Source organism: Gordonia sp. 34D, assembly GCF_056682775.1.
On record NZ_CM155293.1, the window covers coordinates 3,899,601 to 3,913,731 of the forward strand.

At 62.4% G+C, this 14,131-nt stretch carries 15 protein-coding genes; 8 read left to right on the forward strand and 7 right to left on the reverse strand.

What is annotated here, in order from left to right; genetic code table 11:
* Positions 1-77: 77 nt before the first annotated feature.
* The 7 genes from AC1L34_RS18130 to AC1L34_RS18160 all read right to left on the reverse strand — a co-directional run bounded on the left by AC1L34_RS18130 (position 78) and on the right by AC1L34_RS18160 (position 8,940).
* Complete coding sequence (locus AC1L34_RS18130; RefSeq protein ID WP_424296195.1) at positions 78-410, reverse strand: cupin domain-containing protein; 333 nt, start codon at positions 408-410, stop codon at positions 78-80.
* The gene (locus tag AC1L34_RS18135) at positions 407-1,654 is read right to left on the reverse strand and encodes an MFS transporter (RefSeq protein ID WP_480034993.1); all 1,248 of its coding nucleotides are present in this window, start codon (positions 1,652-1,654) and stop codon (positions 407-409) included. The genes AC1L34_RS18130 and AC1L34_RS18135 overlap by 4 nt, the downstream gene beginning before the upstream one ends.
* On the reverse strand, positions 1,654-2,400 hold the full coding sequence (gene narI, locus AC1L34_RS18140) for a respiratory nitrate reductase subunit gamma (RefSeq protein ID WP_424296191.1): 747 nt from the start codon (positions 2,398-2,400) through the stop codon (positions 1,654-1,656). The genes AC1L34_RS18135 and narI overlap by 1 nt, the downstream gene beginning before the upstream one ends.
* Positions 2,397-3,092, reverse strand: coding sequence for a nitrate reductase molybdenum cofactor assembly chaperone (narJ, locus tag AC1L34_RS18145; protein ID WP_480034994.1), 696 nt, complete (start codon positions 3,090-3,092; stop codon positions 2,397-2,399). Before narJ ends, narI begins: the two co-directional genes overlap by 4 nt.
* Positions 3,089-4,798 (reverse strand): nitrate reductase subunit beta, encoded by a 1,710-nt coding sequence (narH, locus tag AC1L34_RS18150; RefSeq protein ID WP_424296189.1) that lies wholly within the window; start codon positions 4,796-4,798, stop codon positions 3,089-3,091. The genes narJ and narH overlap by 4 nt, the downstream gene beginning before the upstream one ends.
* A complete protein-coding gene (locus AC1L34_RS18155; protein WP_424323143.1) occupies positions 4,798-8,502 on the reverse strand; it encodes a nitrate reductase subunit alpha in 3,705 nt (1,234 codons plus the stop codon). Before AC1L34_RS18155 ends, narH begins: the two co-directional genes overlap by 1 nt.
* A 276-nt stretch (positions 8,503-8,778) precedes the next feature.
* Entirely contained in the window at positions 8,779-8,940 is a 162-nt protein-coding gene (locus AC1L34_RS18160; RefSeq protein ID WP_424293573.1) for a hypothetical protein, read from the reverse strand.
* 402 nt (positions 8,941-9,342) lie between these two features.
* Here AC1L34_RS18160 and rpsH point away from each other — a divergent pair, with 402 nt between their 5' ends.
* From rpsH to AC1L34_RS18200, 8 genes are all read left to right on the forward strand, one after another.
* The gene (rpsH, locus tag AC1L34_RS18165; protein WP_424293572.1) at positions 9,343-9,741 is read left to right on the forward strand and encodes a 30S ribosomal protein S8; all 399 of its coding nucleotides are present in this window, start codon (positions 9,343-9,345) and stop codon (positions 9,739-9,741) included.
* A gap of 14 nt (positions 9,742-9,755) precedes the next feature.
* On the forward strand, positions 9,756-10,292 hold the full coding sequence (rplF, locus tag AC1L34_RS18170; protein WP_424293571.1) for a 50S ribosomal protein L6: 537 nt from the start codon (positions 9,756-9,758) through the stop codon (positions 10,290-10,292).
* 4 nt (positions 10,293-10,296) lie between these two features.
* Positions 10,297-10,704: a 50S ribosomal protein L18 gene (rplR, locus tag AC1L34_RS18175; protein WP_424293570.1), complete on the forward strand. Its 408-nt coding sequence runs from the start codon at positions 10,297-10,299 to the stop codon at positions 10,702-10,704.
* Between the two features lie 34 nt (positions 10,705-10,738).
* Positions 10,739-11,395 (forward strand): 30S ribosomal protein S5, encoded by a 657-nt coding sequence (gene rpsE / locus AC1L34_RS18180; RefSeq protein WP_424293569.1) that lies wholly within the window; start codon positions 10,739-10,741, stop codon positions 11,393-11,395.
* Between the two features lie 3 nt (positions 11,396-11,398).
* Positions 11,399-11,578 carry a 50S ribosomal protein L30 gene (gene rpmD / locus AC1L34_RS18185; protein WP_161897451.1) on the forward strand — a complete coding sequence of 60 codons (180 nt, stop codon included), beginning with the start codon at positions 11,399-11,401 and terminating at the stop codon, positions 11,576-11,578.
* A 3-nt stretch (positions 11,579-11,581) separates the two neighbouring features.
* Positions 11,582-12,022 (forward strand): 50S ribosomal protein L15, encoded by a 441-nt coding sequence (rplO, locus tag AC1L34_RS18190; protein WP_424293568.1) that lies wholly within the window; start codon positions 11,582-11,584, stop codon positions 12,020-12,022.
* Between the two features lie 220 nt (positions 12,023-12,242).
* On the forward strand, positions 12,243-13,577 hold the full coding sequence (secY, locus tag AC1L34_RS18195; RefSeq protein ID WP_424293567.1) for a preprotein translocase subunit SecY: 1,335 nt from the start codon (positions 12,243-12,245) through the stop codon (positions 13,575-13,577).
* Positions 13,574-14,122, forward strand: a complete 549-nt coding sequence (locus AC1L34_RS18200) for an adenylate kinase (protein ID WP_424293566.1) — start codon at positions 13,574-13,576, stop codon at positions 14,120-14,122. The genes secY and AC1L34_RS18200 overlap by 4 nt, the downstream gene beginning before the upstream one ends.
* The last annotated feature ends 9 nt before the right edge of the window (positions 14,123-14,131 follow it).

A 14,131-nucleotide genomic window follows, 5' to 3' on the forward strand; every position in this document is an offset into this window, starting at 1 on the left:
TCGGCTAGCAGACCTAGACAGACGTTGGCCCCGCCGGGAAATGCTCCGGCGGGGCCAACCTCGGGTGGGGTGACGGTCTACGTGCTCAGCGCCACCGTCAGCATCACGACCGAGTCCTCCTCGGCCTTCAGCCCGTGCCTTACCGGAGGGATATCGACGAGGGCACCGGCGGAACCAACCCAGTCGCCGTCGGCACAAGTCATGCGGACGTGACCGGACAACACCTGCAGCGTCGCTTCGCCGGGGCTCTCATGATCGGACAGTTCGGCGCCGGCGCGCAGTCCGATCACTGTCAGACGGAGACGGTGCTCGGACTGGCCGCGAACGGTGCGGGCCGCCCGTCCGGAATGCGCCTGGCGCGCCTCGGCGAGCAGTTCGATCACGAGTTCTGACAGGTCGACGTCGGTCATGCAGCCACCTTCTTCTTCGGCGATTCGTCGGCATTCCGGGGGATACCGAACAATGTGAACAGGCAGGCGACGGCGGCGAAGGCCACCAGCAACGCCAAACCGATGGTGTACGAGTGGGTATCAGCGTTGTACGTGGCACCCATCACCAGCGGCGGGAAGAAGCCACCAAGGCCTCCGGCCGCACCAACGATGCCGGTAACGGCACCAACCCGGGCGGGCGGCGAAGCGACGGCCACCCAAGCGAAGACGGCACCGGCACCCATGCCCATCATCACTGCCATGAGGATGAAGTCGACCGCAGCCAGACCGGAACCCAGGCTCGGTTTTGTAATCATCCAGACAGCGAGGAGTGCGGCACCGCCACACGAGATCGCAGTGATGAGACGTGGACCGAACTTGTCCGACAGGATGCCGCCGATCGGCCGAGCAATAACGGCGGCGATCGCAAAGCCCGCAGTACGAGCACCGGCCGACTTTAGGTCGGTGATGTCGTAGACGTCGTTCAGGTAGGTCGGCAGGTAGGTGGAGAAGGCAACGAAGCCGCCGAATGCTGCCGCGTACAGGAACGACATCTGCCAGGTGATCGGCAGCTTCATAGCACTGACGAGCTTCGGCACGGAGGGCTCGGTGTTCGGAGTCCACGACGGTGCGTCACGCATAAGAATCCAGCACACCGCGGCAACGACAACGAGGGCGACGGCCATGATGACGTGCGTGGGGAAGTAGCCGAACCATTCGCGGAAGCGCGGGGTAAAGAACGCCGACAGGGCGGTACCGCCCATGCCTGCGCCGAAGACACCGGTCGCGAAACCGCGGCGCGAGGCTTCGTACCAGCTGTTCAAGAACGGAATACCTGCGGCAAAGCTGGTGCCTGCAATGCCGAGGAAGAAGCCGGCGACCAACATCAGCGGGTACGACTTCACCTCGCCTGCGATGGCCACAAAGATCACGAACGGGGCTGAGACCAGCGACAAGGCGGTGAACATGACCCGGCCGCCATAGCGGGGCGTCAGGACTCCGACGACAATCCGGCCCAGCGATCCGACCAAGATCGGTACGGCAATCAGGATGGACTTTTGGGTCGAATCTAGATTGAGTTCGTTTGGCCCGGCGTAGAAAACCCCGAGCGGCGCGATCAAGTTCCACGCCCAGAACGTCATCGCGAACGCGAGAGTCGCGAGGATGAGGTTGCGAGTCTGATCGGCTTTGGTGGTACGTGCTGCGGCCGTTGTCTGTTGCGTCATCAGTTGCGGTCCTTCACTCCGATCGGTTCCCAGCCACGACGATGCGGAGCATTGCCGGGGGCGGGGCGGGTGTCCTTACTGCGGTAAACGATGTAGGGGCGGAACAGATAGTGGATGGGTGCCGTGAACATGTGCACCAGGCGGGTAAACGGCACCAGCATAAACATGACCATGCCGATCACAATGTGAATCTGGAAGCGGATGGGAGCCGCATTCATCGCGTCGATATCGGGTTGGAAGTAGAAGACCGACCGGAACCACGGTGAGACGGTCTCGCGGTAATTGACGCCCTCGCCGTGGGGATCGATCATTCCGACGATCGTGATGTAGGTGCCGGCGATGAGAGCCGCGAGCAGCACGGCGTACATCAGCTTGTCGTTGCGGGTTGTTGCCATGAACACCGGGCCGACGGTGCGGCGCCGGTAGATCAAGATCGCGACTCCCACCAGGGTGGCAATCGCGGCGATGATGCCGCCGACGGCAGCGACCCAGTGGTACATGGTCTCGCTGATACCGACCTTGTTGGTCCACGATTCTGGGATCACCAAGCCGATCGCATGCCCGGCGATCACGGCGAAGATGCCGTAGTGAAACAGCGGGCCACCGATGCGGAGGAGTCGCGACTCGTACAGTTCCGACGAGCGTGTAGTCCACCCGAACTTGTCGTACCGGTAGCGCCAGATGGTTCCGCCGATCACGCTCAGCAGGGCGATATAGGGCAGGACGCCCCACAGGAAAATTTTCATCGAAACATCCCGTCTGGTTGGCGGGTGCCGGCCTCGGCACCTGTGAACAAGGGGAGTAGGCGCGAATCGTAGGGGTCCAAACCGACGGTTTCGACGGCCCTGCTCGGTGCGGCCATCGCGAGGGCGGTGGCACGATCGGGTGGGGCCTGCCCGGGCAACGTCGCACAGACCGCAGCCAGTACATCGGCATAGGGGGAGGTTTCGTCGAGTAGGGCAAATCGGATCAGTTCGATTGCGGCTCGATTGTCGCCCAGTACCTCGCGGCCACGGACCGGGTCGGCGAGAGCCGCGAACTCCAACACCACCGGCAGATAGTCGGGGAGTTCCCCGTGCAGGTCCACTAGGAATCCGGTGTCCCGATACAACTGCTTGAACTCGGTGAGCACCGAACCGCGCTGTCGCGTATCCCCGGCCGACCAGTACGACAGGTACAGCGTTCGTTTGCGTGAGAGGTCGAAGGTGTCGGTGTAGTGCTGTGCCAGTTCGGCGTGATCGGTGCGGTCGACGTGATCGAGGAATTTCAGTAACGCCCGGGTGGCGTCGCTGTCGGGTTGCTCGTCGAGCGCGGCCCGCATCAGGGGAAAACGGTCGAAGACCTGGCTATCTGGATAGCCGAGGCACCAGGCGGCAATCTGATGCACCACGCGGCCGTCGGATTTGGTGGGCGTGCGTTTGCGAACACCGAGCCTCATGATTTGCCTCCGCTTGAAATATCGCCGCCTGAAATATCGCCGCCCGAAATATCACCGTCGCCGGGGAACATCCCGTCGGGCATGCCGTTGCCGTCCCAGTTGAGCAGGTTGGTTCGGCCCCGCAAGGTGAACTCACCCGCCGGAATGTCGGTGGTCTGTCTTTGCTTTAATGCCTCGTAGGTTTCCACCGACACCGGCACGGGTCGACCGCTCGCCTCACCGAACACACTCGACCCGTAGTTCTCGAACTCGTTGTCGTAGTCGACGGGGCAGGCCGTCTCTTCGAGCTTGTGGGCCTGCTCGTGATGTGCGGTCGGAATCACGTAGCGGTCGTCGTACTTGGCGATCGCCAGCAGGCGATACATCTCGTACATTTCCTCTTCGGACATTCCCACGCTGGCGGGGATTAACGGATTCGTCTCTCTTCCGAGGTTCACATCCCGCATGTACGACCGCATCGAGGCCAGCTTCTGCAACACGAATTCGATGAGGTCGGTATCGCCCGCGGTAAACATCTCCGCTAGGTATTCCACCGGAATGCGTAGCGATTCGATGGCGCCGAAGAGGTTGTCGCGGTTCTCTCCGTCGTGCCCCTGCTCGGTCAGCAGGTCGACGATCGGCGACAGCGGTGGGATGTACCAAACCATGGGCATCGTGCGGTATTCCGGATGCAGCGGCAACGCCACCTTGTACTTCTTGGCCAGCGCGTACACCGGCGACCGGCGGGCGGCGGTCAGCCACTCCTCGGGGATGCCGTTGGCGCGTGCTTGCCTGATGACTTCGGGATCGTCGGGGTCGAGCATCAATTCCAACTGGGCCTCGTAAAGGTCCTGTTCGTTGGGTGTGGCCGCAGCCTCGGTAACCGCGTCCGCGTCGTAGAGGAAGATGCCAATGTAGCGGAGCCGCCCAACGCAGGTCTCAGCGCAGACCGTGGGTTGCCCGACCTCAATGCGGGGGTAACAGAACGTACATTTCTCAGCCTTGCCCGACCGGTGATTGAAATAGATCTTCTTGTACGGGCAGCCGGTGATGCACTGACGCCAACCGCGGCACCGGTCCTGATCGACGAGGACAATGCCGTCTTCCTCGCGCTTGTAAATCGCGCCCGACGGGCACGACGCCATGCACGAGGGGTTGAGGCAGTGTTCGCAGATTCGTGGCAGGTAGAACATGAACGTCTGCTCGAACTCGAACTTGATCTTGTCGGCCGACTCCTTGCGGATCTTGGCGACAATCGGATCGAGGTCGCCGTGCTCCATAGACCCGCCGAGGTTGTCGTCCCAGTTGGCCGACCACGTGACCTTGGTGTCCTCACCGGTGATCAACGACTTCGGTCGGGCGACCGGGAAGTCGTCGCCGAGCGGAGCGTTGATGAGGGTTTCGTAGTCGTACGTCCAGGGCTCGTAGTAGTCGTCGAGCGTGGGCTGCACCGGGCTGTGGAAAATGGTGAACAGCTTCTGCAGGCGACCGCCGGTACGCAGGCGCAGCTTGCCCTTCTTATTGAGGTGCCAGCCGCCCTGCCATTCGTCTTGATCTTCGTACCGTCGCGGATAGCCCTGCCCGGGCCGCGTTTCCACATTGTTGAACCACACGTACTCGGTGCCCGCGCGGTTGGTCCACGCCTGCTTGCAGGTCACCGAACATGTGTGGCAACCGATGCATTTGTCGAGGTTCATCACCATCGCGACTTGCGCCATGACTCGCATCAGTACGTCACCTCCTGGCTCCGCTTACGGATGGTCGCGACAATGTCGCGCTGGTTACCTGTGGGTCCGAGGTAGTTGAACGCGTACGACAACTGCGCGTACCCGCCGATCAGGTGCGACGGCTTCACCAGCAGGCGCGTCGCCGAGTTGTGGATGCCGCCGCGGCGGCCGGTGGCCTCCGACTTCGGCACGTCGATGGTGCGCTCCTGTGCGTGGTGCACGTAGCAAACCCCGGCTGGCATGCGGTGACTGACGACTGCGCGAGCAACGTAGACGCCGTTGGCGTTGGTGCACTCAATCCAATCGTTGTCGCGCACGTCGATCGACTCGGCGTCTTCCGGCGACAGCCACGCTGTGGGGCCACCGCGCGAGAGGGACAACATGAACAAGTTGTCCTGGTACTCGGAGTGGATGGACCACTTGTTGTGCGGTGTCAGGTACCGGACGGTGATCTGTTTGCTGCCGTCGGGCCCGAGCTTGGGTTCACCGAACAGTTTGTGCATGTCGAGCGGCGGCCGGTAAATCGGTAGGGCCTCACCGATGTCGAGCATCCAGTCGTGATCGAGATAGAAGTGCAGCCGCCCGGTCAGGGTGTGGAACGGTTTGTCTCGTTCGATGTTCACGGTGAACGGTGCGTACCGTCGACCACCGGTCTCCGAACCGGACCACTCCGGCGATGTGATGACGGGCACCGGTCCGGCCTGGGTGTCCGCAAAGGTGATGCGCTTTTCTTCGGACCCCTCGGCCAAGTCGACGAGCTTCTTACCGACGCGGCGCTCCAGCTTCTTGAACCCGTCGACCGCCAGTTCCCCGTTGGTGGTTCCCGAGAACATCAGGATGGCCTCGGCCAGCTTCGCGTCGGTGTCGATGGCGGGCCTTCCCGAGGCGGCCCCGGTGCCCGGTGGCATTACCCCGTTTGCCGCCGCCAGCTTCGGGATCTGCGAGGCGATGTCGTAGGTGATGTTCTTGACGGTGAAGCCAGCCTTGTCGGCCAGCGGACCAACCGAGGCGAGCTTGTCGGCGATCGCCGTGTAGTCGCGCTCCACCACCTGGAACGACGGCATGTTCATGCCGGGCTTGGCCGGGGCATTGCCGTCGCGCCAGTCGATGACCCGGCCGTGCGGCTGCGCCGTCTCGCCGGGTGTGTCGTGCTGGGAGGGTGTGGCGACGAGGTCGTAGCGGGTACCCAGGTGCTTCTCCGCCTGCCGCGAGAGTTCCCGCGCCAAACCGTGGAACAGGTCAAAGTCGGTCTTCGCTTCCCACGGCGGATCGATCGCCGGAGTAAATGCGTGCACAAACGGATGCATGTCGGTGGAGCTGAGGTCGTGCTTCTCGTACCAAGTGGCGGCGGGGAGCACGATGTCGCTCAGCAACGTCGTCGAGGTCATGCGGAAGTCGGCCGATAAAAGCAGGTCGAGCTTCCCCTCGGGTGCCTGTTCGTGCCAGCGAACTTCGCGCGGCCGCGGGGTTTCCGAGTTCTCCTTACCGAGCACATTGTGGTGTGTGCCCAGCAGATGACGCAGAAAGTACTCGTCGCCCTTGGCCGAGGAACCCAACAGATTCGACCGCCACAGGACCAGCGTGCGCGGCCAGTTCTCGGGGGCGTCGACGTCGCTGATCGCGGGTGTCAGGTCACCGTCGACGAGCTTGCCGGCCACATAGGAGGCGGGGTCGGCAACTTCGCCAGCGTCGACCGCGGCGCGGGCCGCATCGGCGACGTCGAGCGGATTGTCGGAGAACTGCGGATAGAACGGCATCCAGCCGAGACGCGCCGACTGCGCGATCGCGTCGGCCGTGTGCATTCCGTCGAGCTTCCCCGACGACAGCGGTGAGGTGAGTGCCGATGTTGAGTAGCCGTCGTTTCGCCACTGATCGGTGTGCATGTACCAGAACGATGTGCCCGGCTGCGTGCGCGGTGGTCGTGACCAGTCGAGGGCGTTGGCGAGGGAAATCCAGCCGGTGATCGGCCGGCACTTCTCCTGCCCGACGTAGTGCGCCCAGCCGCCGCCGTTGCGGCCCATACTGCCGGTCAGGATCAACATCGACAGGATGGCGCGATAGGTGGCGTCGCCGTGGAACCACTGGCAGATACCCGCGCCCATGATGATCATGGAACGACCGCCGGATTCTTCGGCGTTCTGCGCGAACTCGCGGGCCACGCGGATCGCGGCCTCGGCGGGAACACTGGTGATCTCGGCCTGCCACGCTGGCGTGTACGGGGTCGAGGCGTCGTCGTATCCGGTGGGCCACTGGCCAGGCAGATTGCCGCGACCGACGCCGTACTGGGCGAGGAGCAGGTCGTAGACGGTGGTGACGAGGCCGTCGCCGAACTTTCGGGCCGGGACGCCGCGGGTCAGGATGCTGCCGCTGCCGTCGGGGGAGTCGAACGACGGGAATGACACTTCCACGCCGGTCGCATCGGGGTCGTCGAGCATCGTCAGACGCGGAGTCACGCCTTCAAGGTCGAGGTTCCAGGATCCTTCGCCCGCTTCGGAATAGCGGTCGCCGAGAGTGCCGTTGGGGACCAGCGGTTGCCCGGTCGCATCGTCAATGAGGACGGTTTTCCAGACGTCCTCGTCGGCGGTCTTGCCTAGTTCATCAGCGGTAACAAATTTGCCGGGCACCAAGTTTCCGTCGCGTTCTTCAAGGTGAATCAGGAACGGCAGATCGGTGTACTTCGACGTGTATTCACTAAAGAACGGGGTGTTGCGGTCGACGTAGAACTCTTTGAGGATCACGTGACCCATGGCCATCGCGAGTGCTGCATCCGTGCCAGCTTGGGCGGGCAGCCATTCATCGGCGAACTTGGTGTTGTCGGCGTAGTCGGGTGACACCGAAACCACCTTGGTGCCGCGGTAGCGGACCTCGGCCATCCAGTGGGCGTCGGGTGTGCGTGTGACGGGAACGTTGGAGCCCCACATCATTAGGTACGACGCATCCCACCAGTCGCCGGACTCGGGGACATCGGTTTGGTCGCCGAATACCTGGGGGCTCGCGACGGGAAGGTCGGCATACCAGTCGTAGAACGACGTCATGACGCCGCCGATGAGCTGAATGAACCGGTTTCCCGCGGCGTGCGAGACCATCGACATTGCCGGGATCGGCGAGAAGCCGGTGCAGCGGTCGGGCCCGTACGTCTTGATCGTGTGCACGTGCGCAGCGGCCGCCATTTCGGTGGCTTCCTCCCACGAGACGCGCACCAGTCCGCCCTTGCCGCGCGCCTGCTGGTACGACCGCCGTCGCATGGGGTCGCCAACCACATCGCCCCACGCCAGGACCGGATCCTTCAACCGGGACTTGGCCTCCCGATACATCTCGAGGAGGACTCCGCGCGCATAGGGATGGCGGACCCGCGTCGGGGAATAGGTGTACCAGGAGAAGGCGGCACCGCGTGGGCAACCGCGCGGCTCATACTCGGGGCGGTCGGGTCCGACCGACGGATAATCCGTCTCCTGGGACTCCCACGTGATGATGCCGTCTTTGACGTACACCTTCCATGAGCACGACCCCGTGCAGTTGACGCCATGGGTGGATCGGACGATCTTGTCGTGGCTCCAACGATCGCGATAGAAGATGTCGCCAGCACGGCCGCCGTCGCGGAAAACCGCTCGGCCATCGTCGGTCTCATCCCACTTCGTAAAGAAACGGCCAATGTCGAGGAGCGCTTGTGCAGCCGATCCTTGAACTGAGTCAGACGCAGTCATGTGCTCACATTAAGACTCTGTAATGCCGAATTTCTCTCAAACAAGCCTTGTTGGCGGAATCAATATGTTTAGTCCACCCAGTTGACGATGAAGTCCTCATAGATATGGGGTCGGAAGTCCCTTTTAAATCGAAATTGCTTCGTATTCAACGAAATAGGAGAAAACTGATGGGGTTAAGCGATGGCAGAGCTGCCAGCAAACTGTCGCGCGTCTGGGCCAGAAGTGCCTGCGCGGTCACTTCGACGAGCGCCTTCGGAAGCGCGGGCGGGAGAGGCTTCAGCAGTTGCCGGTCACGTGTATCCGGCGATCGATGGTGACGTGCACATACTTCGCAACGGCATTCGTTACGTCACCAGCCTCGAGCGCCTTCGAATTCATCAGCGTCGCAGTGCCCGTGGAGTGGGCAGTCGTGTCGAGGTCACCGGGAAGCTTGCTCACGGCTGGTGCGTGTGGCGTCAGTTAGGTCGTCGACGGTCTGATGGCCCCGCGACCTCGTGGAGTTGAGCGTGGCGTTGCACGCCGTTGAGGTTGCCAGTCAACAACTTCCGTAGCCGCTCGTAGGATGGTCGTAACCGAAACTGTTGATGCCGGGAACCGCGGCCACCGCGATTTGGGTTCTGCGTGGTAAGGCCGTAGGATATTTCAGGTTGCCTGGGTGAAGTGTGCCCCCAGGGCCCACAACTTCATATAGCTCGACGGTGCCGGCGAAAAGCCAATGGCATCTTCGGGTGTGAAAATGCACAACTATCCACTTCGTGGAAGGCCCACCAGTGCCAACCGGGACTTGTCCCGGGGACACCGCTGCATGGGAACCGCTACGAGAAAGGTTGACGGTCAACCATGACCATGACTGACCCAATCGCAGACTTCTTGACGCGTCTGCGCAACGCCAACTCGGCGTACCACGACGAGGTGTCACTGCCGTCGTCGAAGATCAAGGTGAACATCGCCGAGATCCTTAAGCGTGAGGGCTACATCACCGACTTCCGCGTCGAAGACGCCGAGGTTGGCAAGAAGCTCACCGTGACCCTGAAGTACGGCCCGACCCGTGAGCGCAGCCTCTCCGGTCTGCGTCGCGTTTCGAAGCCGGGTCTGCGCGTGTACGCAAAGTCCACCAACCTGCCTAAGGTGCTCGGCGGCCTCGGCGTGGCGATTATCTCCACGTCCTCGGGTCTCCTCACCGACCGTCAGGCAACCAACCAGGGCGTGGGCGGCGAAGTCCTCGCTTACGTCTGGTAAGGGAGCTTAAAGACATGTCGCGCATTGGTAAGAACCCCATTGAAATTCCCGCCGGAGTGGACGTCGCTATCGACGGCCAGGACGTCAAGGTCAAGGGCCCTAAGGGCGAATTGAGCCTGACTGTTACCTCGCCGATCGCCGTGGCGAAGGAAGACAACACCATCGTTGTCACCCGGCCCGATGACAACCGCGAAAGCCGTGCACTCCACGGTCTCAACCGGTCGCTCGTAAACAACCTCATCGTCGGTGTGACCCAGGGTTACACCACGAAGTTGGAAATCTACGGCGTCGGCTATCGCGTCCAGGCCAAGGGCAAGGACCTCGAGTTCGCCCTCGGCTACAGCCACCCCGTGCCGATCGAGGCTCCGGAAGGCATCACCTTCGCGGTGGAGTCACCGACTCGTTTTTCGGTCTCGGGAATCGACAAGCAGCTAGTCGGCCAGATCTCGGCAAACATCCGCCGCCTGCGTCGTCCGGACCCGTACAAGGGCAAGGGCGTTCGCTACGAGGGTGAACAGATCCGCCGCAAGGTCGGAAAGACGGGTAAGTAAGAAAATGGCTGAAGCAGTTACCGAAAAGAAGAACCGCAAGCCGGTCGGCAAGGATGCGTCGACGCGTCGTCGCACCGCGACTAACCGTCGTCACTTCCGCCTGCGCAAGAAGATCAACGGCACCGCCGAGCGTCCGCGTATGGCCGTCAAGCGCAGCAGCCGTCACATCCACGTGCAGGTCATCGACGACCTCACCGGTCGTACCTTGGCCGCCGCCAGCAGCATTGAAGCTGACGTGCGCGCCGCAGGTGGCGACAAGTCGGCCCAGGCGACCAAGGTCGGCGAGCTCGTCGCCGCCCGCGCCAAGGCTGCAGGTATTGAAGCCGTGGTCTTCGACCGCGGCGGCAAGGCGTACCACGGTCGCATTGCGGCCCTGGCTGACGCAGCCCGCGAGGGAGGCCTGAAGCTGTGATGACCAACAAGATGATTAACGGAGGGGACCTCTGATGCCCGGACGTCAGCGTGAGGGCGGCAACGGACCCGCCGGAAACACCAACAACAGCAACGACAACCGTGGTGGCGGCGAGCGTCGCGGTCGCGGCGATCGTCGCGACAACCGTGGTCGTGAGCGCGAGGAGAAGAATCACCTCGAGCGCGTCGTGACCATCAACCGTGTGTCGAAGGTCGTCAAGGGTGGTCGTCGCTTCAGCTTCACCGCTCTCGTCGTCGTCGGCGACGGTCAGGGCATGGTCGGCGTCGGCTACGGCAAGGCCAAGGAAGTTCCCGCAGCAATCCAGAAGGGTGTCGAAGAGGCTCGCAAGAACTTCTTCCGCGTCCCGATGATCGGTGGCACTGTCACGCACCCAGTTCAGGGTGAAGCGGCAGCTGGCGTCGTTATGCTGCGTCCGGCTAGCTCGGGTACCGGTGTTATCGCCGGTGGCGCTGTGCGCGCCGTCCTCGAGTGCGCTGGTGTGACCGACGTCCTTGCGAAGAGCCTCGGCTCGGACAACGCGATCAACGTCGTTCATGCGACCGTCGCAGCCCTGAAGATGCTGCAGCGCCCAGAAGAGGTCGCTGCCCGTCGTGGACTGCCGGTGGAAGACGTTGCGCCGGCCGGTATGCTGCGCGCTCGCGCAGCTGCCGCAGCGAACAAGGGAGCATAAGCCATGGCTGAGCTGAAGATCACCCAGATCAAGGGCACCATCGGTACCAAGAAGAACCAGCGTGACAGCCTGCGCACCCTTGGTCTCAAGGGCATCCGCAAGACCGTCACCCGCGAGGACACTCCGATTAACCGCGGCCTCATTAACGTGGTTCGTCACCTCGTGACAGTCGAAGAGGTTTAGTCAATGACCATCAAGCTGCACCACCTTCGCCCCGCACCGGGCGCGAAGACTGACAAGACCCGTGTGGGTCGCGGTGAAGGTTCCAAGGGTAAGACCGCTGGTCGCGGCACCAAGGGCACCAAGGCGCGTAAGAACGTTCCGGCTCGCTTTGAGGGCGGCCAGATGCCGATTCACATGCGCCTGCCGAAGCTGAAGGGCTTCACCAACCGCAACCGCGTGGAGTACCAGGTCGTCAACGTTGGCGATTTGGCACGTCTGTTCCCGCAGGGTGGCACCATCGGCATCGCCGATCTGGTTGCTGCCGGAGCCGTTCGCAAGAACGAGCTCGTCAAGGTTCTGGGCAACGGCGAACTGACCGTGGCAGTCAATGTGACCGCCAACAAGTTCACCGGTTCCGCACAGGAAAAGATTGCCGCTGCTGGCGGCACCGCGACGCAGGCCTGAGCCCGCATCGCATGTTGAGAGTCACTGACCCGGTCAGGTGAGCGACCGCGAACGGCTTTTGGGCCGTTCGTGCCGCACACCTGACCGGTGTCAGTTCTCGAGACTGTTAGAGTTTTCCAGTGGGCGTCCATCGGGGCGCCCGGGTCATTTCCGAGTCGACCGCCAATGCACGATGAGCATGCAAGCGCCCACCGAGTCTGCGGTGCTATAGGAGGAGTTAGTGCTTTCCCCCATCGTGGCGACCTTTAGGACGCCCGACCTGAGGAAGAAGATTTTCTACGCCCTCGGCATCCTTGTGCTTTACCGCCTCGGTGCGACGATCCCGTCGCCGGGCGTGGACTTCAAGCAGATCGAGCGTTGTGTTGACGCGGCTAGCCGCGGCGACTCGGGACAGATCTATTCGCTCATTAACATGTTCTCCGGCGGCGCACTGTTGCAGCTGTCCGTGTTTGCCATCGGCATCATGCCGTACATCACGGCCAGCATCATCGTGCAGCTGCTCACCGTCGTCATTCCGCGGTTTGAGCAGCTCCGCAAGGAAGGCCAATCCGGCCAGAACAAGATGACGCAGTACACCCGCTACCTCACGGTGGCGTTGGCGCTGCTGCAGTCGACCGGCATCGTGGCGCTCGCCGCCACCGGCAACCTACTGCCATCGACCGGACCAAACTGTAATGCCGAAGCAATCCTGAACGACACCAGCATCCTGGGTCTGTCGATCATCGTGCTGGTCATGACCGCCGGTGCCTGCCTCGTCATGTGGTTCGGTGAGCTCATTACCGAACGCGGCGTCGGCAACGGTATGTCGCTGCTGATCTTCGTCGGCATTGCCGCGCGTATCCCGGCTGAAGGTCGCACCATCCTGCAGTCGCGCGGTGGCCTGGCCTTCGGTCTGGTCTGTGTCGCGGTCCTCCTGATCCTGATCGCCGTCGTCTTCATCGAGCAGGGCACCAGGCGAGTCCCGGTCCAGTACGCCAAGCGCATGGTCGGACGAAAGATGTACGGCGGGTCGTCGACGTACATGCCGATCAAGGTCAACACCGCAGGTGTTATCCCGGTGATCTTCGCGTCGTCGCTGCTCTACATCCCGCAGTTGATCCTGCAGTTGACGGGTCAGAGTTCCGGCGGTGAGGTCGAGGGCTGGAAGCTCTGGCTGCAAAACAACCTGATCAACCCGTCTAGCTGGTTCCACATCAGCTTCTACTTCTTGTTGATCATCTTCTTCACGTACTTCTATGTCGCCGTGACCTTCAACCCGGAGGAACGCGCTGACGACATGAAACGGTACGGCGGCTTCATCCCGGGTATCCGTCCCGGCAAGCCGACGGCCGACTACCTGAGCTACGTGCTCAGTCGGATCACGTTGCCTGGATCGTTGTACCTGGGCATCATCTCGATCCTCCCGAACCTGTTCATGGACCTTGGTAGCGGTGGAGCAGCCAACATTCCGTTCGGCGGTACCGCACTGTTGATCATCGTGGCTGTCGGCCTCGACACGATCAAGCAAGTGAACAGCCAGTTGATGCAACGCAAGTACGAAGGGTTCCTGAAGTGAGACTCGTCATCCTCGGACCGCCCGGAGCGGGCAAAGGCACACAGGCCGAACTGATGTCCGAAGCACTCGGCATTCCGCACATCTCGACCGGCGACCTGTTCCGCGCGAACATCTCGCAGGGCACCCCGATCGGTGTGGAAGCCAAGAAGTACCTCGACGCCGGAAATCTGGTGCCGCCGGAGATCACCATCAATATGGTGCGCGAGCGCGTCGGTGAACCCGACGCCGCGAAGGGCTTCATCCTCGACGGATTCCCGCGCTCCACCGAACAGGCCGTCGCCCTTGAGGGAATTTTGGACGACCTGTCGGCCAAGCTCGACGGCGTGCTGTCGTTCAAGGTTGACACCGATGTCGTGGTTGAGCGCATGCTCGCCCGTGGTCGCGCCGATGACACCGAAGACGTGATCCGCAACCGGATGGCCGTGTACGACGCTGAGACTGCGCCGCTGCTTGACCATTACGCCGGCCAGGTCACCGAGATCGACGCTGTCGGAGCGGTCGACGAGGTACACCAGCGCGTGCTCGTCGCACTCGGTAAGGCCTGAGTCACCGAT

What these genes read in the sequence shown, in the direction of transcription:
- rplR (WP_424293570.1), top strand. Translation starts at nt 10,297, where the DNA reads ATGGCTGAAGCAGTTACCGAAAAGAAGAACCGCAAGCCGGTCGGCAAG.
- AC1L34_RS18135 (WP_480034993.1), bottom strand. Translation starts at nt 1,654, where the DNA reads ATGACGCAACAGACAACGGCCGCAGCACGTACCACCAAAGCCGATCAG.
- rpmD (WP_161897451.1), top strand. Translation starts at nt 11,399, where the DNA reads ATGGCTGAGCTGAAGATCACCCAGATCAAGGGCACCATCGGTACCAAG.
- narJ (WP_480034994.1), bottom strand. Translation starts at nt 3,092, where the DNA reads ATGAGGCTCGGTGTTCGCAAACGCACGCCCACCAAATCCGACGGCCGC.
- rpsH (WP_424293572.1), top strand. Translation starts at nt 9,343, where the DNA reads ATGACCATGACTGACCCAATCGCAGACTTCTTGACGCGTCTGCGCAAC.
- rplF (WP_424293571.1), top strand. Translation starts at nt 9,756, where the DNA reads ATGTCGCGCATTGGTAAGAACCCCATTGAAATTCCCGCCGGAGTGGAC.
- narI (WP_424296191.1), bottom strand. Translation starts at nt 2,400, where the DNA reads ATGAAAATTTTCCTGTGGGGCGTCCTGCCCTATATCGCCCTGCTGAGC.
- rplO (WP_424293568.1), top strand. Translation starts at nt 11,582, where the DNA reads ATGACCATCAAGCTGCACCACCTTCGCCCCGCACCGGGCGCGAAGACT.
- AC1L34_RS18130 (WP_424296195.1), bottom strand. Translation starts at nt 410, where the DNA reads ATGACCGACGTCGACCTGTCAGAACTCGTGATCGAACTGCTCGCCGAG.
- rpsE (WP_424293569.1), top strand. Translation starts at nt 10,739, where the DNA reads ATGCCCGGACGTCAGCGTGAGGGCGGCAACGGACCCGCCGGAAACACC.
- AC1L34_RS18155 (WP_424323143.1), bottom strand. Translation starts at nt 8,502, where the DNA reads ATGACTGCGTCTGACTCAGTTCAAGGATCGGCTGCACAAGCGCTCCTC.
- narH (WP_424296189.1), bottom strand. Translation starts at nt 4,798, where the DNA reads ATGCGAGTCATGGCGCAAGTCGCGATGGTGATGAACCTCGACAAATGC.